Source organism: Streptomyces cyaneofuscatus (assembly GCF_000718135.1).
Classification (GTDB): Bacteria; Actinomycetota; Actinomycetes; order Streptomycetales; family Streptomycetaceae; genus Streptomyces; species Streptomyces cyaneofuscatus.
The window spans coordinates 71460-93660 of sequence record NZ_JOEM01000022.1 but is presented as its reverse complement, the minus strand read 5'-3'; the positions used below and the strand labels follow the sequence as shown (position 1 = coordinate 93660).

18 protein-coding genes and 1 pseudogene are annotated in these 22201 nt (G+C 70.8%); 5 read left to right on the top strand and 14 right to left on the bottom strand.

The genetic code is table 11. From position 1 onward, the window contains the following. Positions 1–37 precede the first annotated feature (37 nt). From IF17_RS0129870 to IF17_RS0129805, 13 genes and pseudogenes are all read right to left on the bottom strand, one after another. A complete protein-coding gene (locus tag IF17_RS0129870; RefSeq protein WP_030572507.1) occupies positions 38–574 on the bottom strand; it encodes a hypothetical protein in 537 nt (178 codons plus the stop codon). Between the two features lie 133 nt (positions 575–707). Beyond that, complete coding sequence (locus tag IF17_RS0129865; protein ID WP_030572505.1) at positions 708–3254, bottom strand: SpoIIE family protein phosphatase; 2547 nt, start codon at positions 3252–3254, stop codon at positions 708–710. A gap of 128 nt (positions 3255–3382) precedes the next feature. Beyond that, positions 3383–4012: an alpha-ketoglutarate-dependent dioxygenase AlkB gene (locus IF17_RS0129860; RefSeq protein ID WP_030572501.1), complete on the bottom strand. Its 630-nt coding sequence runs from the start codon at positions 4010–4012 to the stop codon at positions 3383–3385. Positions 4013–4080: 68 nt separating this feature from the next. Then, a complete protein-coding gene (locus tag IF17_RS0129855; RefSeq protein ID WP_030572498.1) occupies positions 4081–5649 on the bottom strand; it encodes a GMC family oxidoreductase in 1569 nt (522 codons plus the stop codon). 14 nt (positions 5650–5663) lie between these two features. Continuing rightward, the gene (locus IF17_RS0129850) at positions 5664–7262 is read right to left on the bottom strand and encodes an APC family permease (RefSeq protein WP_030572496.1); all 1599 of its coding nucleotides are present in this window, start codon (positions 7260–7262) and stop codon (positions 5664–5666) included. Next, complete coding sequence (locus tag IF17_RS0129845) at positions 7250–8719, bottom strand: aldehyde dehydrogenase family protein (protein ID WP_030572494.1); 1470 nt, start codon at positions 8717–8719, stop codon at positions 7250–7252. The genes IF17_RS0129850 and IF17_RS0129845 overlap by 13 nt, the downstream gene beginning before the upstream one ends. A gap of 163 nt (positions 8720–8882) precedes the next feature. Further along, positions 8883–9384 (bottom strand): annotated as a pseudogene (locus IF17_RS1000000138125) (P-loop nucleotide/nucleoside kinase family protein). Positions 9385–9750: 366 nt separating this feature from the next. Continuing rightward, a complete protein-coding gene (locus IF17_RS0129830; RefSeq protein WP_030572490.1) occupies positions 9751–10725 on the bottom strand; it encodes a carbohydrate kinase family protein in 975 nt (324 codons plus the stop codon). Positions 10726–10855: 130 nt separating this feature from the next. Then, positions 10856–12067: a methionine adenosyltransferase gene (gene metK, locus IF17_RS0129825; RefSeq protein WP_030572487.1), complete on the bottom strand. Its 1212-nt coding sequence runs from the start codon at positions 12065–12067 to the stop codon at positions 10856–10858. 50 nt (positions 12068–12117) lie between these two features. Next, the gene (locus tag IF17_RS0129820; RefSeq protein WP_018514450.1) at positions 12118–12759 is read right to left on the bottom strand and encodes a class I SAM-dependent DNA methyltransferase; all 642 of its coding nucleotides are present in this window, start codon (positions 12757–12759) and stop codon (positions 12118–12120) included. A gap of 15 nt (positions 12760–12774) precedes the next feature. Further along, positions 12775–13782 carry a DMT family transporter gene (locus tag IF17_RS0129815; protein WP_030572484.1) on the bottom strand — a complete coding sequence of 336 codons (1008 nt, stop codon included), beginning with the start codon at positions 13780–13782 and terminating at the stop codon, positions 12775–12777. Beyond that, positions 13782–14780: a PLP-dependent cysteine synthase family protein gene (locus IF17_RS0129810; RefSeq protein ID WP_030572481.1), complete on the bottom strand. Its 999-nt coding sequence runs from the start codon at positions 14778–14780 to the stop codon at positions 13782–13784. Before IF17_RS0129810 ends, IF17_RS0129815 begins: the two co-directional genes overlap by 1 nt. A gap of 89 nt (positions 14781–14869) precedes the next feature. Beyond that, positions 14870–15856, bottom strand: coding sequence for a class I SAM-dependent methyltransferase (locus tag IF17_RS0129805; protein WP_030572477.1), 987 nt, complete (start codon positions 15854–15856; stop codon positions 14870–14872). Positions 15857–16356: 500 nt separating this feature from the next. Between IF17_RS0129805 and IF17_RS0129800 the strand changes: the two genes are divergently transcribed. From IF17_RS0129800 to IF17_RS0129790, 3 genes are all read left to right on the top strand, one after another. Next, complete coding sequence (locus IF17_RS0129800) at positions 16357–16974, top strand: class II aldolase/adducin family protein (RefSeq protein WP_030572474.1); 618 nt, start codon at positions 16357–16359, stop codon at positions 16972–16974. Beyond that, entirely contained in the window at positions 16971–17546 is a 576-nt protein-coding gene (locus IF17_RS0129795) for a hypothetical protein (RefSeq protein WP_030572471.1), read from the top strand. The genes IF17_RS0129800 and IF17_RS0129795 overlap by 4 nt, the downstream gene beginning before the upstream one ends. A 73-nt stretch (positions 17547–17619) precedes the next feature. Further along, complete coding sequence (locus IF17_RS0129790; protein ID WP_164235377.1) at positions 17620–19002, top strand: helix-turn-helix domain-containing protein; 1383 nt, start codon at positions 17620–17622, stop codon at positions 19000–19002. 65 nt (positions 19003–19067) lie between these two features. On the opposite strand, the gene IF17_RS0129785 is transcribed toward IF17_RS0129790, so the two are convergent. Continuing rightward, a complete protein-coding gene (locus IF17_RS0129785) occupies positions 19068–19613 on the bottom strand; it encodes a TetR/AcrR family transcriptional regulator (RefSeq protein ID WP_018514457.1) in 546 nt (181 codons plus the stop codon). A gap of 389 nt (positions 19614–20002) precedes the next feature. On the opposite strand from IF17_RS0129785, the gene IF17_RS0129780 reads away from it, so the two are divergent. Further along, entirely contained in the window at positions 20003–20698 is a 696-nt protein-coding gene (locus tag IF17_RS0129780) for a haloacid dehalogenase type II (RefSeq protein WP_030572465.1), read from the top strand. 115 nt (positions 20699–20813) lie between these two features. Next, positions 20814–22004: an aminotransferase class V-fold PLP-dependent enzyme gene (locus tag IF17_RS0129775; RefSeq protein ID WP_244890561.1), complete on the top strand. Its 1191-nt coding sequence runs from the start codon at positions 20814–20816 to the stop codon at positions 22002–22004. The last annotated feature ends 197 nt before the right edge of the window (positions 22005–22201 follow it).

Genomic DNA, 22201 nt, shown 5'->3' with positions numbered 1-22201 from the left:
GTCCTGCACGGACCGGTGTCCTGCGCGGACCGATGTCCTACACGAAGTCGATCGGCGTGTGGACGTCGTACTTGCGGTCGTTGGTGTCGGTGTGGTCGGCGCGGGTCACGATGGCGCACTCGACGGTGTCGCCGCAGATGTTGCCGCCGCCGAGGTCGGCCTTGACGTGTATCCGCACGCTGAAGGTGCCGCCGGCGCCGAACGGGGAGGTGTTGGGAAGGCCGCCGCCGAGGCTGGAGACCCAGTGCGAGGCGCCGGTGGTACCGGACTCGTCCTGGCCGCCGAGACACGGGGAGGGCTTGTTGGCGCCCTGCGCCCCGTCCACCACGCAGAGGCTGACGTAGACGCCCTGGCCGGGGTTGTAGCCGCTGCCGGTGACCGTGATGTTCTGCCCGGTGGCGGTCGCCGTGTCGGGGGCGGTCAGCGACAGGTTGTAGGTGGTGCCCCCGTCGGTGATCGTGCGGGTCCCGGTCGCCGCGGCGGCGGGGGAGGCGAGGGAGAGCGCCAGGGCGGCGGCGGAGAGGACGGCGAGGCCCGTGCGGGCGACGGTACGGGTGGAGGGAACAGCACTCATCGAATGAGCACCTTTCTCGGCATCGGGACCAGAACCACGGACACCCAGTCGACTTAGGTAAGGCACACCTAAGTTCAATGATGTTGAGGTTGTCAACAAAGTGGCGCAGGAGGACCGGTCGAAGCGATCAGATTCAGCCGAACTCGACCGGCGGAAAGGCCTGTTCCGTCCAGATCGTCTTCCCCGCCGGGGTGTAGCGCGTCCCCCACCGCTGGACGAGCTGGGCGACGATGAACAGCCCGCGCCCGCCCTCGTCGTCCTCCGCGCTGTGCCGCAGATGCGGCGAGGTGTGGCCGGTGTCCGCGACCTCGCACAGCAGGGTCCGGTCCCGGATGAGGCGCAGCCGCAGCGGTCCGCCCCCGTACCGGACCGCGTTGGTGACCAGCTCGCTGACGACCAGTTCGGTGGCGAAGGACAGCTCCTCCAGCCCCCAGACGCCCAGTTGACGGGTGGCCAGTTCACGCGCCCGCCCCACCGCCACCGCCTCCGCCGGCAGCTCCCACTCCGCGACCTGCCCTTCGTCCAGCTGCCAGGTCCTGGCCAGGAGGAGGGCGGTGTCGTCGGCGGTCGTGGCGTCCGGCACCAGCTCCGAGACGGCCCGGTCGCACAGCTCCTCCAGCGAGGCGCCCGGGTCGCCCAGCACCCGGCCCAGCGCGTCCAGCCCTTGGTCGATGTCGTGGTCGCGGGCCTCCACCAGACCGTCCGTGAACAGCGCCAGCAGGCTCCCCACCGGCAGCTCGATCTCCATGGACTCGAAGGGCAGGCCCCCCAGCCCCAGCGGCGGCCCGGCCGGCAGGTCCGGGAACGTGACCCGCCCGTCGGGGTGCACGACCGCCGGCGGCAGATGCCCGGCGCGCGCCATGACGCAGCGCCGCGAGACCGGGTCGTACACCGCGTACAGACAGGTCGCCCCCGTGGTCAGCTCGTCGTACGCGTCGGAGGCCGCGCCGTCCCGCGTACCCGGCCGCTCGTCCAGCGGCTGCCCCACCAGGTCGTCCAGCCGGGTCAGCAGCTCGTCCGGGGCCATGTCCAGCTGGGCGAAGGCGCGCACGCTCGTGCGGAGCCGGCCCATGGTGGCGGCTGCCTGGAGGCCGTGGCCGACCACGTCCCCGACCACCAGGCCGACCCGGGTCCCGGAGAGCGGGATCACGTCGAACCAGTCACCGCCGACCCCCGTCACATCGTCCGACGGCAGATAGCGGTAGGCGATCTCGACCGCCGACTGCGGCGGCACATGGTGGGGCAGCAGCTGCCGCTGGAGGGCGAGGGAGGCGGAGCGCTCACGGGTGAAGCGGCGGGCGTTGTCGATGCAGACCGCCGCCCGCGCCGCCAGCTCGTCGGCCAGGGCGACCTCACCGTTGTCGAAGGTGTTGGCGGGACCGCGGGAGAGCGGACGGTCGGACACCTCGGGGCGCGGACTCCGTACGAAGGTGACGAGCCCCAGCACGCTGCCGCTGACGCGCAACGGTACGACCAGGACGTTGTCGTCGAGCACCAGACCGCCCGAGGCCAGAGAGCGGTCCTGCGGCGAGCCCGGCGGATAGGTGACCGGGGGATAGCGGTCGGCCGGACTTCCCGGCGCCCCCGGATACAGCGGTTCGGCCGCGTCGGCCGCCGCCGGGTCCACGGAGTGCTCACCGACCCGCAGCAGGTCCATGGCCGCCGAACTCCCGGTCGCCGGGAGCTCCCCGCTCATCACCGTCACCCGCGCGATGTCGACCCGTACGGCGGCGGCGAACTCCGGCACGGTCACCTCGGCGATCTCCTCGGCGGTGGTGACCACGTCCAGGACCGTGCCGATCCGGCGGCCGACCTCCACCAGCAGGGCGAGGCGCTGCTGGGCGCGCTGGCGGTCGGAGATGTCGAAGGCGTCCTCGCAGACCCCGAACACATGCCCGTTCGCGTCCTGGAGCCGGTAGTACGAGCACGACCACAGGTGCTCCGTACCCGGGTCGCTCGGCGGAATCCCCTCGAAGTGCAGGTCCAGGATGGGTTCGCCGGTGTCGATCACGTGGTGCATCACGGCGTCGAGCGTCTTCGGGTACCCGGGGGTGACGAAGGTGCCCCCGGAGTACAGCTCGTCGGCCCGCATGCCCCGGTACTCGGCGAGCGGCTTGCCGATCTCCCGCTCGTAGGCGGTGTTGCTCCAGGTCAGCCGGAGATCGGTGTCGTAGATCGCCAGGCCGACGGGCGACTGGGTGGCGAGCCCCTGGAGCAGGGCGAGCCGGGACTCCCACTGCCGCAGCGCCCCGAGCTCGGCCGCGACCAGCACCCGGCCCGGGGAGTCCGCGCCGAGCCCGCCGGCTCCGCCCGTCCGGCCTGTCCCGTCCGTCCCGCCCGCGAGCGGGCACACCGTGGTCGCCACCAGCAGCTCATGGCCGTCCCGGTGACGCGCGAGCCGGATCTCGTTGCCGCCGGACGGCGGGCCGGGGCCGGGGCTCGGTCCGGGCCCGGGGCGGTCCGTGGCCGCCGGGAGGGGACCTTCGGCGGGCAGCGGCGACAGGAACGCGGTCAGCGGCCGCCCGACGGCCTCGCGTGCACCGAACCCCAGCAGCTCGGTGGCGGCGGGACTCCAGCCGACGACCGTGTCCCGGCCGTCCAGAACCACCGTGGCCGCCCTGGCGATGTCCAGGGGGCCACGGAAGTCGTCGGCGGCATCCGCCGCTCTGGTCGCGCTCACCGCGCCACACCGGCCTGGTCCATGGTCCTCAGAATCCGCCCTGGCCTCGGCGGGCACAACTGCGGTATGCCCGCTCCACGGCCGATCGGGGCGCGATCCGGCACCCGCCGGTGCGGCAGGCGGTGCGGTCAGCGCACCCCGTCGGGCCGGAACTGGACGCTGATCCGCGGCCCCGCCGCGCGGGCCGTCTTGGGGATCGCGTGCTCCCAGGTGCGCTGGCAGCTGCCGCCCATGACGATCAGGTCGCCGTGTCCGAGCGACCGGCGTACGGGGACGGGGCCCGGGCGGCGAGGCCGCAGCGCCAGGTGCCGGGGGGCTCCCACGGAGAGGATCGCCACCATGGTGTCCTCGGTGGAGCCTCGGCCGATCGTGTCACCGTGCCAGGCGACCCCGTCCCGGCCGTCCCGGTAGTAGCAGAGCCCCGCCGTGGTGAACGGCTCGCCGAGCTCGGCCGCGTAGTGCGCGCTCAGCGCCGTACGGGCCGCGTCCAGCGCGGGGTGCGGCAGGGGATCGCCGCCGCCGAAGAAGGCCAGCAGGCGCGGGACCGCCACCACCCGCTCGTACATCACCCGCTGCTCCGCCCGCCAGGCCACCTCGCGTGCCAGCGTCTCGAACAGGGCATCGGCCCCCTGGAGCCACTGCGGCAGGACGTCGATCCAGGCGCCGTGGCCGAGATGCTCACGGCGCAGCCCGTCCAGAGGGCGGACGGCGACCTCGTCCCCCTGGTCGAAGAGTGAGGTCTGGAGGTGTACGGACATGGGACGAGCGTAACGCTATTCGTACGGGTGTGCGAATAGGTGGGTGTGCGCGTAGGGGACCGGGCGGCTCAGCTCTCCTTGATCAGATCGGCGCACTTCTCGCCGATCATCATCGTCGTGATGCACGGATTGGCCGTGGTGAGCACCGGCATCACCGACGCGTCGGCCACCCGCAGTCCGGTGACCCCCTTGACCCGCAGCTGCGGGTCGAGCGGGGAGTCCGGGTCGTCCACCGCACCCATCCGTACCGTCCCCGCCGGGTGGTAGACGGTGTTGTGCGTCTCCCGGATGTAGTCGAACAGCTCGGCGTCCGTGGTCGCGCCCGCTCCCGGGGCCAGCTCGGTGCCCGCCCAGGCGGCCATCGGCGGCTTCGCCACGATCTCCCGGGCGAGGCGGAGCCCGTACGTCATCACCCGTACGTCGTGCTCGTCGGTGAAGTAGCGAGGATCGACCCGGGGCTTGTCCCGGAAGTCCCGGGTGCGGAGCCGGACCGTGCCCCGGGAGCGGGCCCGGGTGACGTTCGGGGTGAGGCAGAACGCGTTCTCGGAGGTGGGGTAGCCGCGCCGGTAGGTGTTCAGGTCGAACGGCACCGAGCCGTAGTGGAACATCAGGTCCGGCCGGTCCAGGCCCGGTTCCGTGTCGGCGAAGATCCCGATCTCCCACCACTGGGTGGAGGTGGTGACCATGGGCTGCTTCGCCTCCCACATGATCACGCCCTCCGGATGGTCCTGGAGGTGCGAGCCGACGCCGGGGGAGTCCACCCGGACCTCGATCCCGGTCTCCCGCAGATGGCCGGCCGGGCCGATCCCGGAGAGCATCAGCAGCTTGGGGGAGTCGATCGCCCCGCAGGCCACGACCACTTCGCGCCGGGCGTACACCCTGCCGCTGTGCACGGTGTCGGGCTCCAGGTACTCCACACCGGTGCACCGCTGCTCGTCCTCGCCGTCGAACAGCAGCCGCTTCGCCTGCAGCCCGGTCCGCAGCTCCAGGTTGGGCCGCTTCCCGAGGACGGGATGGAGGTACGAGACCGAGGCCGAGGAACGGGTCCCGTCCTCGCGGGCGTTGATCTGGAACCAGTGCGCGCCCCGGACCACCGTGGTGCCCGTGTTGAACGGGGTGGTGGGGATCCCGGCCTCCGCGCACGCCTCCAGCAGCGCCGTACCGCACGGGTCGTCGGCCGGGACCGTCCGGAGGGTGACCGGGCCGGAGCGGCCGTGGTGGTCGCCGGGCGCGTCGTTCGTCTCCAGCCGTTTGTACAGCGGGAAGCAGTCGGCCGCGCTCCAGCCGGTGCAGCCCAGCGCGCCCCACTCGTCGAGATCCTCGGCCGGGGCCCAGAAGGCGATGCACGAGTTGTGCGAGGAGCAGCCGCCGAGCACCTTGGCGCGGGCGTGCCGCATGAAGCTGTTGCCGTACTCCTGCGGCTCCACCGGATAGTCCCAGTCGTAACCGGACTCCAGCAGCGCCATCCACCGGTCCAGCCGCAGGATGCTGTCGTCACCGACGTCCGACGGTCCGGCTTCGAGTACGCAGACGGTGACGTCCGGGTCCTCGGTGAGCCGGGCGGCGACGACGGCACCGGCCGTACCGCCGCCGACCACGACGTAGTCGTACGTGGGCGCAGGGCTCTGAGCGGGCATCGCGTCTCCAGGGTTCAGAGGTTCGGCGGTTCGGCGGTTCGGCGGTTCGGCGGGGGAGCGGTGGGGTCCTCGGCCTCGAAGCGGTGTTCGGCGAGCACGCCCGTACGGTGCCGCTGGACGAACCAGTAGTAGGCGAAGCCGCCCAGCGCGACGACGCCGATGAAGAGGAACGCGCCCCACCGCAGGTACCAGTGCTGCGGGCCCGTCGCGTTGTAGACCTCGGCGCGCGGCCAGGCCAGGTTGAGGGACATCGCCGTGCCCCAGAGCACCGCGAGGACGTTGACCGGCAGCCCCCACCTGCCCAGCGAGAAGGCGCCCTCACGCGGCTCCCAGGTGCCGCGCAGCCGGCGCAGCAGCATGGGCACGGTGACCAGCAGATAGGCCACGTAGATCATGATGATGGCGATGCTGGTGATCACCGAGAAGATCTGCGGCTGGTTGATGTTGACCACCAGGATCACCACGCCGACCACCCCGATCAGCACGGCGGGCACCACCGGTGTCTGGAACCGGGGGCTGACCCGGGCCAGCTTCGAGCCGGCGGGGAGGTTGTTGTCCCGGGCCATGGCGAACATCAGCCGGATCCCGGCCGCCTGCACGGCCAGCACGCAGACCGTGATCGCGACGACCACCGACCAGAGGAAGATCTCCCCGATGGTCTCGCCGAGCGTCGCCAGCACCACGTACTGGAGCCCGCCCGTGGACAGCTCCTCGGCCTTCAGGTCCGGCACCGCCAGCAGGGCGAACAGCAGGATGAACGCGCCGATGGTGAAGGACGCGATGAGCGCCCGCAGGATGGCGCGGGGCGCGTTGCGGCCCGGGTTGTGCGACTCCTCGCCGAGGGAGGAGGCGGTGTCGAAGCCGTACATCACATAGGCGGAGGCGAGCGACGCGGTGAGGAACGCGCCGAAGTAGCCGAGCGACTGGCCGCTGCCGAGGCCGTACGTCTCCGTCAGGGCCGTGCTGGGGCCCCGGGTGATGTGCGCGCCCAGGAAGATGATCAGGGCGACGGCGGCGACCAGCTCGATGAAGACACCCGCGGAGTTGATCCGGGCCATCAGCTTGATGCCGAACGCGTTCACCAGCGTGGAGAAGAGGATGAGCACCGTGCCGAGGAGGACCGCGTTGGCCGCCTGGTCGTTCCGGCCGCTGCCGTCGCCGATGAACTGGAACCAGCTGTCGATCTGCGGCAGCGTGATCTGGTAGGCCAGCGCCACCGCCGAGAGCGTGACCATGGTGGCCGTCATCATCATCCAGCCGCCGAGCCAGCCCACGTGCGGGCCGCCCATCTTCTTGGCCCAGTTGTAGACCGAACCGGCCACCGGATAGCGGGCCGCCAGCTCGCAGAAGCACAGGGCCACCATCAGCTGCCCGCAGAAGACCATCGGCCAGGACCACCAGTAGGCGGGACCGCCGAAGCTGACGCCGAAGTAGAAGAGCTGGAAGGTGCCGGTGAGGATCGAGATGTAGCTGATCCCGGCGGCGAAGGTGTGGAAGTTGCCGAGGGTGCGCTTGAGTTCGGGCTTGTAGCCCAGCTCGCCGAGCGCGTCGTCGTCGTGCTGGGTCTGGGTCCTCTCCCCGTTCCCGGGTCCCGGGCCGCTCACTCGAACCACCGCTGCGGAGTGGCGGCGGCATTGCGCCAGATGTGCTTGGCCTCCTGGTACTCGGCGAGCCCCGCCGGTCCCAGCTCACGGCCGAAGCCGGACTGCTTCATGCCGCCCCATTCCGCCTGCGGTACGTAGGGGTGGAAGTCGTTGATCCACACGGTGCCGGCGCGCAGCCGCGAGGCCACCCGGTGGGCGCGCCCGCCGTCCTGCGTCCAGACCGCTCCCGCCAGCCCGTACACGGTGTCGTTGGCCAGCCGCACGGCCTCGTCCTCGTTCCGGAACCGTTCCACCGTGAGCACCGGCCCGAACGACTCGTCCCGCACCACCGACATGGAGGACGTGCACTCGTCCAGCACGGTCGGCGGGTAGTAGAAGCCGTCGGCCAGCGCGGGATCGTCGGGCCGCGCACCCCCGCAGCGCAGTACGGCGCCCTCGGCGATGCCCTCGGCCACGTACGCCTCGACCTTGTCCCGGTGTGCGGCCGAGATCAGCGGACCGCTCCGGGCGTCCTCGTCGAAGGGGCCGCCGAGCCTGATCCGGCGGGCCCGCGCCACCAGCTCGTCCACGAACCGGTCGTGCAGCTCGTCCTGGACCAGGAGCCGCGCCCCGGCCGAGCAGACCTGCCCCGAGTGCAGGAAGACCGCCATCAGCCCGTAGTCGACGGCGGTCTCGAAGTCGGCGTCGGCGAAGACGATGTTCGGGTTCTTGCCGCCCAGCTCCAGGGCGACCTTCTTCACGGTCGGCGCGGCCGCCGCCATGATGGCCCGCCCGGTGGTGAGCCCTCCGGTGAACGACACCATGTCCACCCGCGGATCCTCGGTGAGCGGCGCACCCACGGCCGCGCCCGCCCCGAGCACCAGGTTGGCGACCCCCTCCGGCAGCTCGGCCTCGACGAGCAGCCCCATGAGCAGGACGGCGGTGTGCGGGGTCAGCTCACTGGGTTTCAGGACGAAGGTGTTGCCCGCCCCGAGCGCCGGGGCGACCTTCCACGCGGTCTGGAGCAGCGGATAGTTCCACGGGGTGATGAGGGCACAGACCCCGACCGGCTCGTGCGTGATCCGGCTGTCGACGTCCGCGATCCCGGTGTCGACGACCCGGCCCCCGTCCCCGGCGGCGACGAGATTGCCGAAGTAGCGGAAGCAGTTGGCGATGTCGTCCATGTCGTACGCGCTCTCGACCAGCCGCTTCCCGGTGTCCAGCGACTCCGCCCGCGCGAAGATGCCCTTGTCGCGCTCCAACAGCTCGGCGACCCGCAGCAGCAGCCGCCCGCGCTCGGCGGCCGGCGTACCGGGCCAGGGCCCGTCGTCGAAGGCGGCCCGGGCGGCGGCGACGGCCGCCTCGGCATCCGAGCGACCGCCCTCGTCGACGGTGGCCACCAGGGTGCCGTCGGCCGGGCAGCGGATCTCGCGCGTGCCCCCGTCGGCGGCGGCGGTCCACCGGCCGCCGATGAACAGCTCCGGCATGGGCTCCTCCTGTACGGGTCCTGCACGGGGTGGGGCAGGCGGGCCCGGCACCTTCTGTGTCGGCTCCAGGACAGAGAGTAAGGCCGGTGGGATGTGCGCGCAGGGTGGGCGCGTCCGGGCGGGCCATGCCGTGGTGCGGTCGGTACGGCCTCTGCCGCCGGTACTACGCGTGCAGTCGGCGGACGGGCGATGCGAGGGACTCCTGCGGCTCCTGCCCCGCCGTGTCGACGACGACGTGCTCCCGGTCCCAGGGCTGGTAGTGGCCGGTCGAGGATCTGCTGCCAGTCGGGCTGCGGCAGGCCGGGGATGTCGGAGGAGCGGGTGGCGATGCGGCGCCGGTGCTCGGCCGCATCCGAGCAGACCACCTCGACCTCGACAGCCGGGACGCCCGCCGCGAGGCCCACGTCCCGCCAGGCGTCACGGGCGACGGCCGACGGGTTCACGGACTCCGCGATCACGGACAGCCCCTGCCGGAGGTGGTCCCCGGCCAGGGCGTACCCCACGGTGTAGCCGGCCGGCCCGACGGGATGCCCGGCCAGGCCCGAGCGGACGATCGCCTGCTCGATCGTGTCGACGCGCAGGTGGGCGGCGCCGATACGTGCGGCCAGGAGCCGCGCCAGGGTGGTCTTGCCGGTGCCGGGGAGTCCGCCGATGACGGTGAACATGGGGCCAGGATGCCGCACGGTCGATGGTGCGGACCGCCGACGGCCGCGAGTGGTATGCGAGCGGCCGCGGTCTTCCGCGGCCCGGCCGCCTCCGGGCCGGTGTGGTCGGCGGGACCCCTCAGTGGCGCGCGACCGTCAGGACGAAGTCTCGCAGCGTCGGCCGGCGGGAGCCTTCAGCCCCAGTCTGATGGCGTGCCCCGCGTTGACGCCGTACGCGATGTCCCGCAACAGGTTCCAGGCTTTGTGCAGCAGCGTCCGCATCAGGTATCTCCCTGCATCGTGGCTCGGGTCCGGGCTACGGGAAGGCTCCTGATGAAAACTATACATACCTGTATAGCAACAACCTGCTGACGGCGGCCGTCCGCGTCAGCGGAGTTCGGCGAGTCGCGGTTCCGCGGTGCGCGCCGCGTCGGGGCCGTAGGCGCGTTCCATACGTGCTGTCAGATCGGCCGGGGCCAGCTTGTACTCCTGCGTGCCGATCGCTTCGAGCACCGTGGTGGCCAGCGCGCAGCCCAGTCGCGCCGCCTGTTCCTGCGGCCACCCCCATGCCGTACCGGCGAGGAAGCCGGAGCGGAAGGCGTCTCCCGCACCCGTGGGATCGGCGATCCGCTCCGCGGGCACGGCCGGGACCCGCAGTCCGGGTGAGCCGCCACGGGCCAGGGCGACCCCGTCCGCGCCCAGGGTCGTGATCCAGGTGCCGACGCGGTCGAGGAGGTCGGCCTTGGACCATCCGGTGCGTTCGACGAGCAGCGCCTCCTCGTACTCGTTGGTGAACAGCCACCGCGCCCCGTCGACCAGTTGACGGGCCTGGTCGCGGTCGAGGCGGGCCAGCTGCTGCGAGGGATCGGCCGCCACCGGGATGCCGAGGCGGTGGGCTGTGGCGGTGTGCCGGAGCATGGCCTCGGGGTCGTCGGCGCCGACGAGCACCAGTTCGGGCCGGTCCGCGAGAGACGCCAGGTCGATCCGGCGGGCTTCGGCCATGGCCCCGGCGTAGAAGGTGGCGATCTGGTTCTGGTCCTCGTCGGTGGTGCAGACGAACCGTGCGGTGTGCAGGGATTCGCTGACCCGGACGGCGGAGGTGTCCACGCCGTGCGACCGCAGCCAGGCGCCGTACTCCGCGAAGTCCGCTCCCGCGGCGCCGACGAGAGTCGGCTCCAGCCCCAACAGGCCTAGTCCGAAACAGATGTTGGCGCCGACGCCTCCCCTGCGCACCTCAAGGGCGTCGGCGAGGAACGACAGGGACACCCGCTCCAGCTGTTCCTTGATCAGCTGTTCGGCGAAGCGGCCGGGAAAGGTCAGCAGATGGTCGGTCGCGATGGACCCGGTGACGGCGATACGCATGGACGGCGCTCCTCGAAGCTGTGGCCGGTGGTGGACGCGGCGCGGGAGGGAGAGGGAATGCGGCGGTGCGCGGCCCGGGGGAGCCGCGCACCGCCGGCCGGAGGACCGGGAGGACCCGGGCCCGGCGCCCTCAGCCGGCCGCGACCGCCGCCCGCAGGGCGTCGGCACGGTCGGTGCGTTCCCAGGTGAACTCCTCCAGCTCACGGCCGAAGTGGCCGTAGGCGGCGGTCCGGGCGTAGATGGGCCGCAGCAGGTCGAGATCCCGGATGATCGCGGCCGGACGGAGGTCGAAGACCTGCCGGACGGCCGACTCGATCCGGGACACGGCGACCGTGTTCGTACCGAAGGTCTCGACCAGCAGCCCCACCGGCTCGGCTTTCCCGATGGCATAGGCGACCTGGATCTCGCAGCGTGCCGCGAGACCCGCCGCGACGATGTTCTTGGCGACCCAGCGCGTCGCGTAGGCCGCTGAACGGTCCACCTTGGAAGGGTCCTTACCGGAGAACGCGCCACCACCGTGACGGGCCATGCCCCCGTACGTATCGATGATGATCTTGCGCCCGGTGAGGCCCGCGTCCCCCATCGGTCCGCCTATCTCGAATCGGCCGGTCGGGTTGGTCAGGAGGCGGTACTCGTCCGTCTCCACCTTGATGCCGTCCTCCGCCAGCCCGGTGAGCACGTGCTCGACGACGTGCTCGCGGATGTCGGGGGCGAGCGTGCCGTCCAGGTCGACGTCGCCCGCGTGCTGCGAGGAGACCACCACGGTGTCGAGCCGGACCGGGCGGCTCCCGACGTACTCCACGGTGACCTGGGTCTTCCCGTCCGGTCGCAGATAGGGGACGGTGCCGTCCTTGCGGACCTCCGCCAGCCGCCGGGAGAGGCGGTGGGCCAGCTCGATCGGAAGCGGCATGAGCGTGGGCGTCTCGACGGTCGCGTATCCGAACATCAGGCCCTGGTCGCCCGCGCCCTGTTCGCCGAGCTCGTCCCGCTCGCCCTCCACCCTCCTCTCGTACGCCGAGTCGACGCCCCGCGCGATGTCCGGCGACTGCGCGCCGATCGACACCGACACACCGCAGGACGCCCCGTCGAAGCCCTTGACGGACGAGTCGTACCCGATGTCGATGATCTTCTGCCGCACCAGGTGCGCGATGTCGACGTAGGCGGTGGTCGACACCTCGCCCGCGACATGGACCTGGCCGGTGGTGATCAGTGTCTCGACCGCGACGCGTGCGGCGGGATCGCGGCTGAGCAGTGCGTCGAGAACGGTGTCGCTTATCTGGTCGGCGATCTTGTCAGGGTGCCCCTCGGTCACGGACTCCGAGGTGAAGAGGGTGCGGGACATGGGCGCTCCAGAGACGTGGCGGATGGGGACGGTGGAGCCTGTCTCTACGACTACGACGTGGTCTTGCGGAACACCCAGTAGTCGGCGCCCTCTTCGGCGATGTAGCCGGCGTCCGGCATCTTGAACAGGAGCGTGGCGCGCGCGGCGACCTCCGGCGACAGCGCGAACTCCTCGAAGCCGGTCTCCGTGGCGTAGGAGCCCCGGGTGGAGACCAGGATCAGCCCGCCGGGCCTGGCGTACTCGATCAGGGTGAGCAGCGCCGGCGGCCGGACGTGGCCGAGGGTGAAGACCCCGCTGCTGACGACGATGCCGTACTGGGACAGCCGCTCGTCCCGCTCCGGCACCGAGAGGTCCACACCGCCGTAGACCTTGCGGTAGGCGTCGGTCTTCCGTGCCTCGGCGGCCATGTTCTCGGAGAGGTCGACGCCGTCGATCTCGTACGTGCCCAGCGTCCGGAGGACGCTGCCGACGAGGCCGGTGCCGCAGCCGGCGTCGAATATCTCGGTCTGCGGTGTTCCGTAGGCGGAGGCGAGCAGGTGCACGAAGTTCGCGGCGACCCTCGGCGCGATCCACTTCTGGTCGGCGAGGTCCGCGTCGTAGCCCGTCGCCCAGTTCTCGTAGTAGTTCTTCAGGCCGGGGGCGTCCTCGAAGAAGACGTGCGACTGCTTGATGTTCGTGAAGGAGCTGCTCATGGAGTGACCTCTCTGTCAGGTAGGGGCAGGTACTTCTGACGTGTCCGCTTTCTTGTTGCCGTCGCCTTCCGCGTCCCGGCTGCCCCGGACACGCAGTCGGGAGTTCTTCACGTCGAAGAGCATGTAGACGGCGATGCCCGCGAGGACGAACAGCGCTCCGGTCACTTCCGACCAGGTGGGCAGGCGGTTCTCCACGGGAAGGCTGAGGATGGCTCCGAAGATGGTCTCCGTGGCGAGCAGCGGGCCGACAAGGGGGACGGGAATCCCCTGTGCGGCCTTCACCCAGATCAGGGTCCCCCACCACGAGGCGATGACCCCGAGGAACACACACCACGCGATGATCTTGAACAGCGGATACGGTTCGAACGTCTCGGGGGGAGTCGAGGCGATGGCGAAGGGCAGCAGCACCATCGAGGCGCCGCCGGCCCCCATGGCCACGAGTCCGGCCCAGAGGGTGGGGTCGGGCTTGGTCTCCCAGGTGCGCTGCGACTGGGCGTTGCGGACCACGAAGTAGGACCAGGTCAGCATGGCGCCGATGGCGAGCAGGATCGCGAAGATCGAGTCGTTGGCGCCTTCGAGGTCCTTCCCCGAGATGAGGTCGGAGACACTGAGGAGCCCCAGCCCCATGATGATCAGGACCACGGGAGCGATCAGCTCACGCCAGGGCATGCGCTTCTCCGCGAAGTTCCCGGCCACCGCGATGGTGATCGGCGACGATCCGACGACGACGGCCGTGATGAATCCGCTGTCCATGGTCGCCGAATACGAGACGCAGACGTAGAAGATGAAGTAGCCGACGAAACCGATCCACAGGCCGAAGACGACTCTCCGCACGGGCATCAGCTTCAGCTGCTTCCGGCCCCGCCACAGGACGTAGAGTCCGCAGAGGCCGAACAGGGAGTAACGTCCGGTCACCAGGAGCAGTTCACTCGCGGGTTGCACCGCGGCCGGGGCCACGAAGGCGAAGGCCCACAGGAGGGCAGCCGTCAGTGCGGCGATGACATTCTTCGGCGTGCTTCCCATTACAGAGCGCTTTTCCGTTCGGAGGTGTCCCCGGAGCTGAATCCGTTTTCCTTCAGCCAGTTCGGGTTGTAGATCTTCGACATGTACTTGCTCCCGCTGTCCGGGAGCACGGTGACGACGACGGCCGGTCCCTCCAGCGAGCGGGCCACGCGCACGGCGCCCCAGACGTTGGCGCCGGCCGTCCCACCGCAGACGAGGCCCTCGCGCCGCGCCAGGTGGTGGCACGTGGCGAAGGCGTCGGCGTCGGAGAACCGCATGACGTCGTCGATGAGTGAGAAGTCCATGCACTCGGCCAGGTGGTCCTCGCCGACGCCCTCGACGAAGTACGGGGCGATCTCGGTGGGGTCGACCACCCCGTCGTGGAAGTAGCGGTGGTAGATGGAGCCGACCGGGTCCAGCAGCACCGAGGTGACGTCCGGGTTCTGTTCCTTCAGGAAGCGGGAGATCCCGGAGATCGTCCCGCCGGTGCTGCCCGAGGCGACGAACGCCGTCACGGAGTCGCCGAGCGCCTCCCGGATCTCCGGACCCGTGGAACGGAAGTGGGCTTCGGCGTTGAGGGGGTTGTCGTACTGGTTCAGCATGAACGAGCCCGGTGTCTCGGCGTGGATGCGCCGGGCGCAGGTGACGTAGTGCTTCGCCGAGCCGGGAGCGGCCGAGGTCGGGCAGACGACGACCTCGGCGCCCATGGCACGCAGGGCGTCCCGCTTTTCGTCGCTGACCTTGTCCGGCATCGTGAGAATGGCGCGGTACCCGTGGGTGGCCGCCATCATCGCGATCGCCGCGCCCGTGTTCCCCGAGGTGTTCTCGACGATCGTCCCGCCCGGCCGGAGCAGGCCGCGGCGCTCGGCGTCGGCCAGTATGTGACTGACCATGCGGTCCTTGATGCTGCCGCTCGGATTCAGGAATTCGAGCTTGGCGAAAAGGCGAACGCCGACGGGAACATCGAACGTGGTCAGTTCCACCAGAGGTGTTCTGCCGATGACCGACTGAACATTCATTCCGATTCCTCACATCAGCGGCGTCGGGAAGGTGACGGGAAGGTCACGGCATAGCGGGCCGGTGGACGGCCGGTCGCCGCGCTCGGTGATCAGAGAGCGGAATCAGGGATTTTCACGGAGTCGAGGATGGCCACGGTGTGACCGACCTTCTCGCCCCTTTCCACCCGGGTGAGGGCGTCCACCGCCGATATCTCGTGCGGCGCGAGTTCCTTCTCCAGCTGGAGGGCCTGCGCACCGGCGGCCGCGACCGTGAGACCGGCGAAAACCTCGCGCAGGACGTCGACCGGGTAGAAGTGGAACGGCCCGAGCCCTTCCCGCTCCCACCGGGCGTAGCCCCCGACGACGTCCAGGGGTTCGGACTGGATCTTCCAGGTGTAGGTCAGGATGCCGCCGTTGTATCCGGCGGCACTGGACAGCGCCAGGATCTCCGACAGCGGCACCCGCGCCCCGATCGACGAGAGCACCCGGCCACCGACCCGGAGGATCGGGTGTGCCTGCTGCAGGGCGAGGTAGTGCAGGGTGACCAGATTCTTCTCGGCGAAGCCGGGGACCTCCTCACGCCGCTCCTCGATGAACGTCGAACTCGTCTGGCCGTCGTCGAGGTCGCCGACGCCCGCCATGGGGATGTTGGGGAGGTTCTCGTAGACGACGTCCACCTGCGCGACCTTGCCGGCGAGCGGCGCGAGGATGTCCCCGGCGCCTCCGATCAGTTCGATGTCCTGGGCGAGGAGGTTGCCGCGGATGTTCTGCCGCGCGTGCTCGAGAACGTCCTCGTGCAGATCCGTGAAGCCCACCGACCGCGAGCGGAGGATCTCCACGGCGGCCAGGACGTCCAGGCCGGCCCCGGTGCCGATGGTGCAGAACTTCGGGGCGAGGAAGCCCATCTGCGCCAGGGTCTTGAACGCGGGTACGGCGACGCTGGCGACCCAGTCCGCTCGCGGATCGTCCGCCTTCGGAAGGTAGGAGTGATCCGACAGCGTGATCTCCACGGATGGGCGGATCCGTTCGGTCTTTCCGATCTGGAAGAACTCGCTCGGGGACACAACCAGTTCCGTGGTGTCGATACGTGAACTCATCTCAGCCTCCTGCGACATGGCAAAAGCTCTGCCGGTACGAAGAATTGCGGTCGGCGCCCAGAGAAATGCGTGGTGCACCGGATAGCGCCCCTACGAGACATTGCTCCTCCCCTGAAGGCGTACTCACTGTCGCACCGCCCCGGAATCCGTGTACAGGGCAACTCTGTTGCCACCCGACTGGCAACAGCAGCACCACCGAACCGCCCGCAAACAGCTGGATGCCCTATCCGCGGAGCGCTGTCCGTTCCCGACGCCCGCACCTGCACTTCCCCGGACACCAGGGGCAGGGGAATCGGCCGGATCGGCCGCCGGAGGCTCTTTCCGGCCATCCGCCGGGGCGCCGTTGACACGGCGAGAAGTGACTCCCTAGCTTGTATCTATACCGGTTGGTATAGTCGCCGCTCCTCGCTCCGGGGGGAGGCATGCGTGCCAGTCCCGGTGTCCGGCCAGGCGCCTGAACGGTCCCTGGACATCACCGCCATGACAGCGAGGGGGAGTCCGTGAAGCCCGTACGGGTCCACGAGGAAGTCGAACGGCACCGTGAACTGGTGCTGCTCGCCTGTCGGTCGCTGGACCGGTCCGATCCGCCGGGACAGGCTTCCGGCTGCGTCTCGATCCGATCGGGTGAGGCCGTCGTCATCTCGGCCGGCGAGGAGGACGGGGAACCACCCCGGACCGGCCGGAACGCCGTGCTGATCGACCCGGAGGAGGGGCTGCCGCTGCTCGGGGAGCTCGCCTGGCCGCCCCCCGAGACCCCGGCACATCTCGCGATCCACCGTCAGCTTCCGGGCGGCGGTGCCGTGATCCACACGCGCGAACCCGCCACCGTGGCTCTCACGGAGGCGGTCGGCGCGGCCCCTTCCGCCGGCGCGACGGTGCTGACGGTCGCCCCCGGCCCGCGGAGCACGTCCGGGCGGGACGACGTGGCCGGCCTGGAGAAGCTCATCGACCTCTCCGGCCCCGTAACCGCCGTGCTGTTCGACGGTTCGGCCGTCTTCACGTGGGGCCGGAGTCCGGACGAAGCGCTGTCCGGACTGGAGCGGATCAGGGAACTCGGCCGCGCCCTGCGGCCGGCGCCCGCTGCCGGCCCCGAGGAGGCCGAGGGGAAGACCTGGTGACGTTGTTACAGGTCATGGCGGCCGGCGACCCCGGCGCGGTGCAGCTGCGGTCGGAGGACCCGGAGGTCATACGTACCCAACTGCTGAGGGTCGGGGTGCGTTTCTCCCGGTGGCGCGCCGCCCGGCGGATTCCCGTCGACGCGGACGACGCGACGATTCTGAACGCCTACCGGAGCCATATCGACCACGTGAGCGCCGAGAACGGCTACCAGGCCGTCGACATCAGACGCCTCACCCCCGCGCCGGCCGGTCCCGGGCCGCAGAGGTCACGGGCGAACCGCGAGAAGTTCCGTCGGCGGCATCTGCACGAGGAGGACATGGTGCGCTTCCTGGTGGCGGGTGTCGGCTGCCACTACCTCCATGCCGCGGGCCAGGTCTACGCACTGGTCTGCACGGCCGGTGACCTGCTTTCGGTGCCCAGCCGTACGGGGCACTGGTTCGATGCCGGAGCGACCCCCCGCTACACGTCTGTCCGCTTCCTCCGTGGGGGCGACCGGTCCGGTGTCCGATTCCCCCCGGGCGACATCGCCGCCCGGTTCCCGACGCTCGACGATCTGCTGGCGCTGCCCTGAGCGGCAGTACCACTCGGCCGGCCTGCGCCGCTCAGGAGCCACGGCGCGGTCCTACGACTTCAGGGAGTTCGCAGTGTTACGGAATTCAGTGCAGGACAGTGCCGGAAGCCGACCGGAACCGGGCGGCCCGGACTGTCCGTGCGGTGCCGACTCGCCAGGGACGTTCGGCCACCTGCTCCGGGCCCACCGCGAGCGGCGCGGGCTCTCGCTCACGCAGTTGGCCGGCCTGGTGCACTTCAACCGAGGGCATCTCAGCAAGGTGGAGAACGGCAAGCGCACGCCGTCGGTGGTTCTCGGGGCGGCCTGCGACCGGGTGCTGGACTCCGGGAGCAGGTTCACCGCCATCGCGACGGCGCTCGAAGCCGCCTCCCGGCCGAGTGCCGGATGGGTTCATCCGGCCCAACTCCCTGCGGCCAAGCGCTTCTTCACAGGGAGGCGGCGTCATCTGAAGCAGCTGAGCCAGTGGCTCGGGGACGACCGGTCCCTCGCCGTGCCCGTCGCGGTGATCAACGGTCCTCCGGGCGTCGGCAAGACCGCCCTGGCCGTCCAGTGGGCACACCAGGCGGTCTGTGACGGCCGCTTCGCCGACGGGCAGCTGTTCGTCGACCTCGAAGGCCCCGAGCCGGGAGAGGCAGCCGACCCGTTCGACGTCCTGGGGCATCTGCTCCACGCGGTGGGGGTGCCCGGCGAGCGCCTGCCGGGCGACCTGCATCAGCGGGCCGCCGCCTTCCGCTCCTATCTGCACGGGCGCGAGGTGCTGCTGGTCCTGGACAACGCCGCCGACGCCCAGCAGGTGCACCATCTGCTGCCCGGCTCGCCGGGCAGCGCCGTCGTGGTGACCAGCCGTTCGCGCCTGCCCGGTCTGCTGTCCAGGGTGGACGCGGCCACCCTGCCGATGACGGAACTGTGCCGCCCGGAGGCGGCCATGCTGCTCCGTGCCATGATCGGGGACGCGCGCGCGGACGCCGATCCCGCCGCACTGACGGTGCTGGCGGAACGGTGTGGGCGGCTCCCCCTGGCCCTGGTGCTGGCGGCGGAGAACATCGTGAGCTGCCAGCACCCCAGCGCCGACCGGCTGGCCGCGGAACTCAAGGCGGAGGAAGCCCGGCTGGCCCTCGCCGAAGGGGACGTGGCCCTGCGCCATACGTTCGACGCGTCCTACCGGGCTCTCGACGAGCCGAGCGCACGGATATTCCGGCTGCTGGGGCTGCTGCCCGGCCAGGTGATCGACGTCGCGGCCACCGCGGTCACCGCGGGGGTCAGCCACGCCGAGGCCGTACGGCTGCTGCGCGATCTGGCGAGCGCTCATCTGATCCGGCAGCAGGACGAGCGCCACTATCTGATGCACGATCTCCTACGCGTCTACGCGGCGGACCTCTGCCGGCAACTGGACGGCGGGACCGCGGCCGTACAGGGGGAGGACCGGGCGAAGACCGAGGCGGCGCTCGTCGCCTGAAGCGCTCATCCCGGCGCCCGGTGTCCGGCGCCCGGTGCCCGGCGCCCGGCGCCTGGCGTCTGGCGTCAGGCGGCGAGCGACCGCTCGATGAGGACGGCCGCCACCTCTTCCGCCCGACGCACGGCCTGGTCCACCGAACCCATCGGACCCGCGATGCAGGCTCCCTCGTGCAGGATGAGCACCTGGGCGGCCAGATCGCCGGGCGCCTGGGCACCGCCCTCCCGCGCGAGGTCCTCCAGAAAGCCGAGGAACCACGCCTTCTGGTGCCGCGCGACCTCGCGGGCCGGGTGGTCCTCGGCCAGCTCCACCGACGCGTTGATGAAGGCGCAGCCCCGCTTGTTCCGCTCGGTCGACCACTCCTGCAGTGCGCCGAAGGTGGCGAGAATCCGCTCACCCGGCGGCCCCTCGTGGCCGTTGACGTGCTTCACCAGCATGGACCTCCACAGGCCGTCCCGGGCCTGGAGGTAGGCGACGATGAGATCGTCCTTGGAGCCGAAGCAGTCGTAGAGCGTCTTCTTGGTGACGCCCGCCTGCTCCGCGATCGCCTCCACGCCGACGGCCCGGATCCCGAGATCGTAGAAGAGCCGGGAGGCCGTTTCGAGGACTCTCACACCGGCCGGCGTCAGATGGTGGGCACCCCGACGCTTTGTCCTCGTCGCGTGGGTTTCACTACTGATGGTCACCTGGCCAACGGTACACCCAGCGGTATACAGGCGATAGCGTCCGCAAGGCAGGAATCGAACGCGGGTGCCTCAACGATGGCCTTTCACGGACCCGCCTTGACCGGCAGGACGCCACGGCGCTGATCGGCAGGACGCCTACGGCCCTGACTGGCAGGACTCCCCGGCCTTGACCGGCAGGACTCCCCGGCTCCGTGGCCTCGCCCGCCCAGGACACGCCCTCGATCGGCCCCATCGCGTCTCTGTGCCCGCCGGCAGGCCAGCCTGCCGGGGACGGCGATCGCGTAGCGCGACGCCCGGGCGTGGAAAGGGGCGGGCCGATGACTCCGGCAAGCAGGATCGAGGTCGCCGTCTTCGACGTCCTCGGCACGATGGTCGATCAGCCGGGCGGGCTGCGGACCGCGATCCGCGAAGCGTTCCCTGCCGCGGACGCGGCGGCCGCCGACCGGCTGCTCGCCGAGTGGGAGGAGCACGTCGCCCATGAACAGCGTCGTATCGCGAACGGCGAACGGCCCTACGCGAACTCCACGGTCCTGGACAGCGAGGCCGTCGAGCGCGTGGCCGGCGATGCCGGGCTCACGGACCGCGATGCCCTGCGGCGTCTCGCCACGGCCTCCCGGCGCCTGGCCCCTTGGGAGGACTCCGTCACCGGCCTCGCCGCTCTCGCGCGCCTGTTCCCGGTCATCGGTCTCACGAACGCCGCCCGCGCGGATCTGCTCCGCCTCAACGCCCACACCGGGCTGCGCTGGCACCAGGCGCTCTCGGCGGAGGACGCCCGCGCGTTCAAGCCGCTGAAGGCGGTCTACCAGCTCGCCCTCGACACCGCGGCCTGCCCGCCGGAGCGTACGGTGATGATCGCCGCCCACGCCTGGGATCTCCGGGGCGCCCAAGCCCTGGGCATGCGCACGGCCTATGTGCACCGCCCCGGTGGAGACCCGCCGAAGGACACCGACACCTTCGACTGGCGGGCGGACAGCCTGGAGGAACTGGCCGCCGAACTGGCCCCGTTCGCGTAGCGGGCGGACGGACCGCACCCTCGACCGCGGTGACCGCACCGTGATCCACTGGGAGGGTGCCCGGGAGCCGTGAGCCGGAACGGCGCCGCACCGGACGGGAATCGGGATGGGGAGCATGGACATCGAAGCGCTACGCCGGGACACCCCGGGCACGGCGAACCGGCTCCACCTCAACAACGCGGGCGCGGGCCTGCTCTCCCGGGGCACGCTCCGGACCGTGACCTCCCATCTGGAACTGGAGGCCGCGATCGGCGGCTACGAGGCCGCCGATCAGGAACGCGAACGGATCGACGCCGTCCACGAGCACATCGCCCGGCTGGTGGGCGGCCGGGCGGACGAGATCGCGCTCTTCGACAACGCCACCCACGCCTGGAACGCCGCGTTCTACTCCATGGAGTTCAAGCCGGGCGACCGCATCCTCACCGGCCGCTCCGAGTACGGCAGCAATGTTCTGGCCTATCTGCAGACAGCCCGGCGCACCGGTGCCGAGGTCGTCGTCGTCCCCGACGACGCGTCCGGTCAGCTCGACACCACCGCCCTGGCGAACCTGATCGACGACCGCTGCAAGCTGGTGGGCGTCACCCACGTGCCGACCAGCGGCGGTCTGGTCAACCCCGTCGCCGAGATCGGACGCCTCACCCGTGCCGCCGGCGTTCCCTTCCTCCTCGACGCCACCCAGTCGGTCGGGCAGTTCCCCGTGGACGTCGCGGAGCTGGGCTGCGACATGCTCACCGCCACGGGCCGCAAGTTCCTGCGCGGCCCGCGCGGCACGGGCTTCCTGTGGGTCCGCCCCGAGGCGCTCGGCCGTTTGGAGCCGTACGTGGCGGAGACGGCGTCGGCCACCTGGGACGGCGGGCGCGGTTTCACCTGGCACGACGGCGCCCGGCGTTTCGAGACCTGGGAGGTCAGCTACGCCAACACGCTGGGCCTCGGCGCCGCCGTCCAGCAGGCCATGGACCTCGGCATCGACGAGATCGGCCGCCGCGCCCTCGCCCTCGGCGCACGTCTGCGCGAGGGCCTCGACGTCGTTCCCGGCGTCAGCACCCACGACCTCGGCACGCGGCGGTGCGCCATCGTCACCTGCAAGGTCGACGGCATGGCCGCGGCCGACACCGCCGCAGCCCTGGCCGCGCAGGGCATCAACGTCAGCGTCACGAACCCGGTGCAGACCCAGTTCGACACCGAGAACCGGGACGTCCACCCGCTGGTGCGGCTCTCCCCCCACTACTACAACACCGAGGCCGAGATCGACCGTGCTGTCGGGGCGCTCGCCGAACTCGCCCCGGCGGGCAGGCAGGGACGGTGACGAGAGCCCCTCTCCCTCAAGGCTCCCTCAAGGACGTCAGGTGTCCCGGAAGAGACCAGCCAGCGGTGACCTGCCACGATGAGAAGTGACCTGCGCAAATAGTCTTTCAGTTGTTTCACGCCCATGCTGGTTGGTGGGGCTGGAAGTCCCAGGGGACTCCCTCGGCTAACGGTGCCCTTTCGGTTCTACTCGGCGTC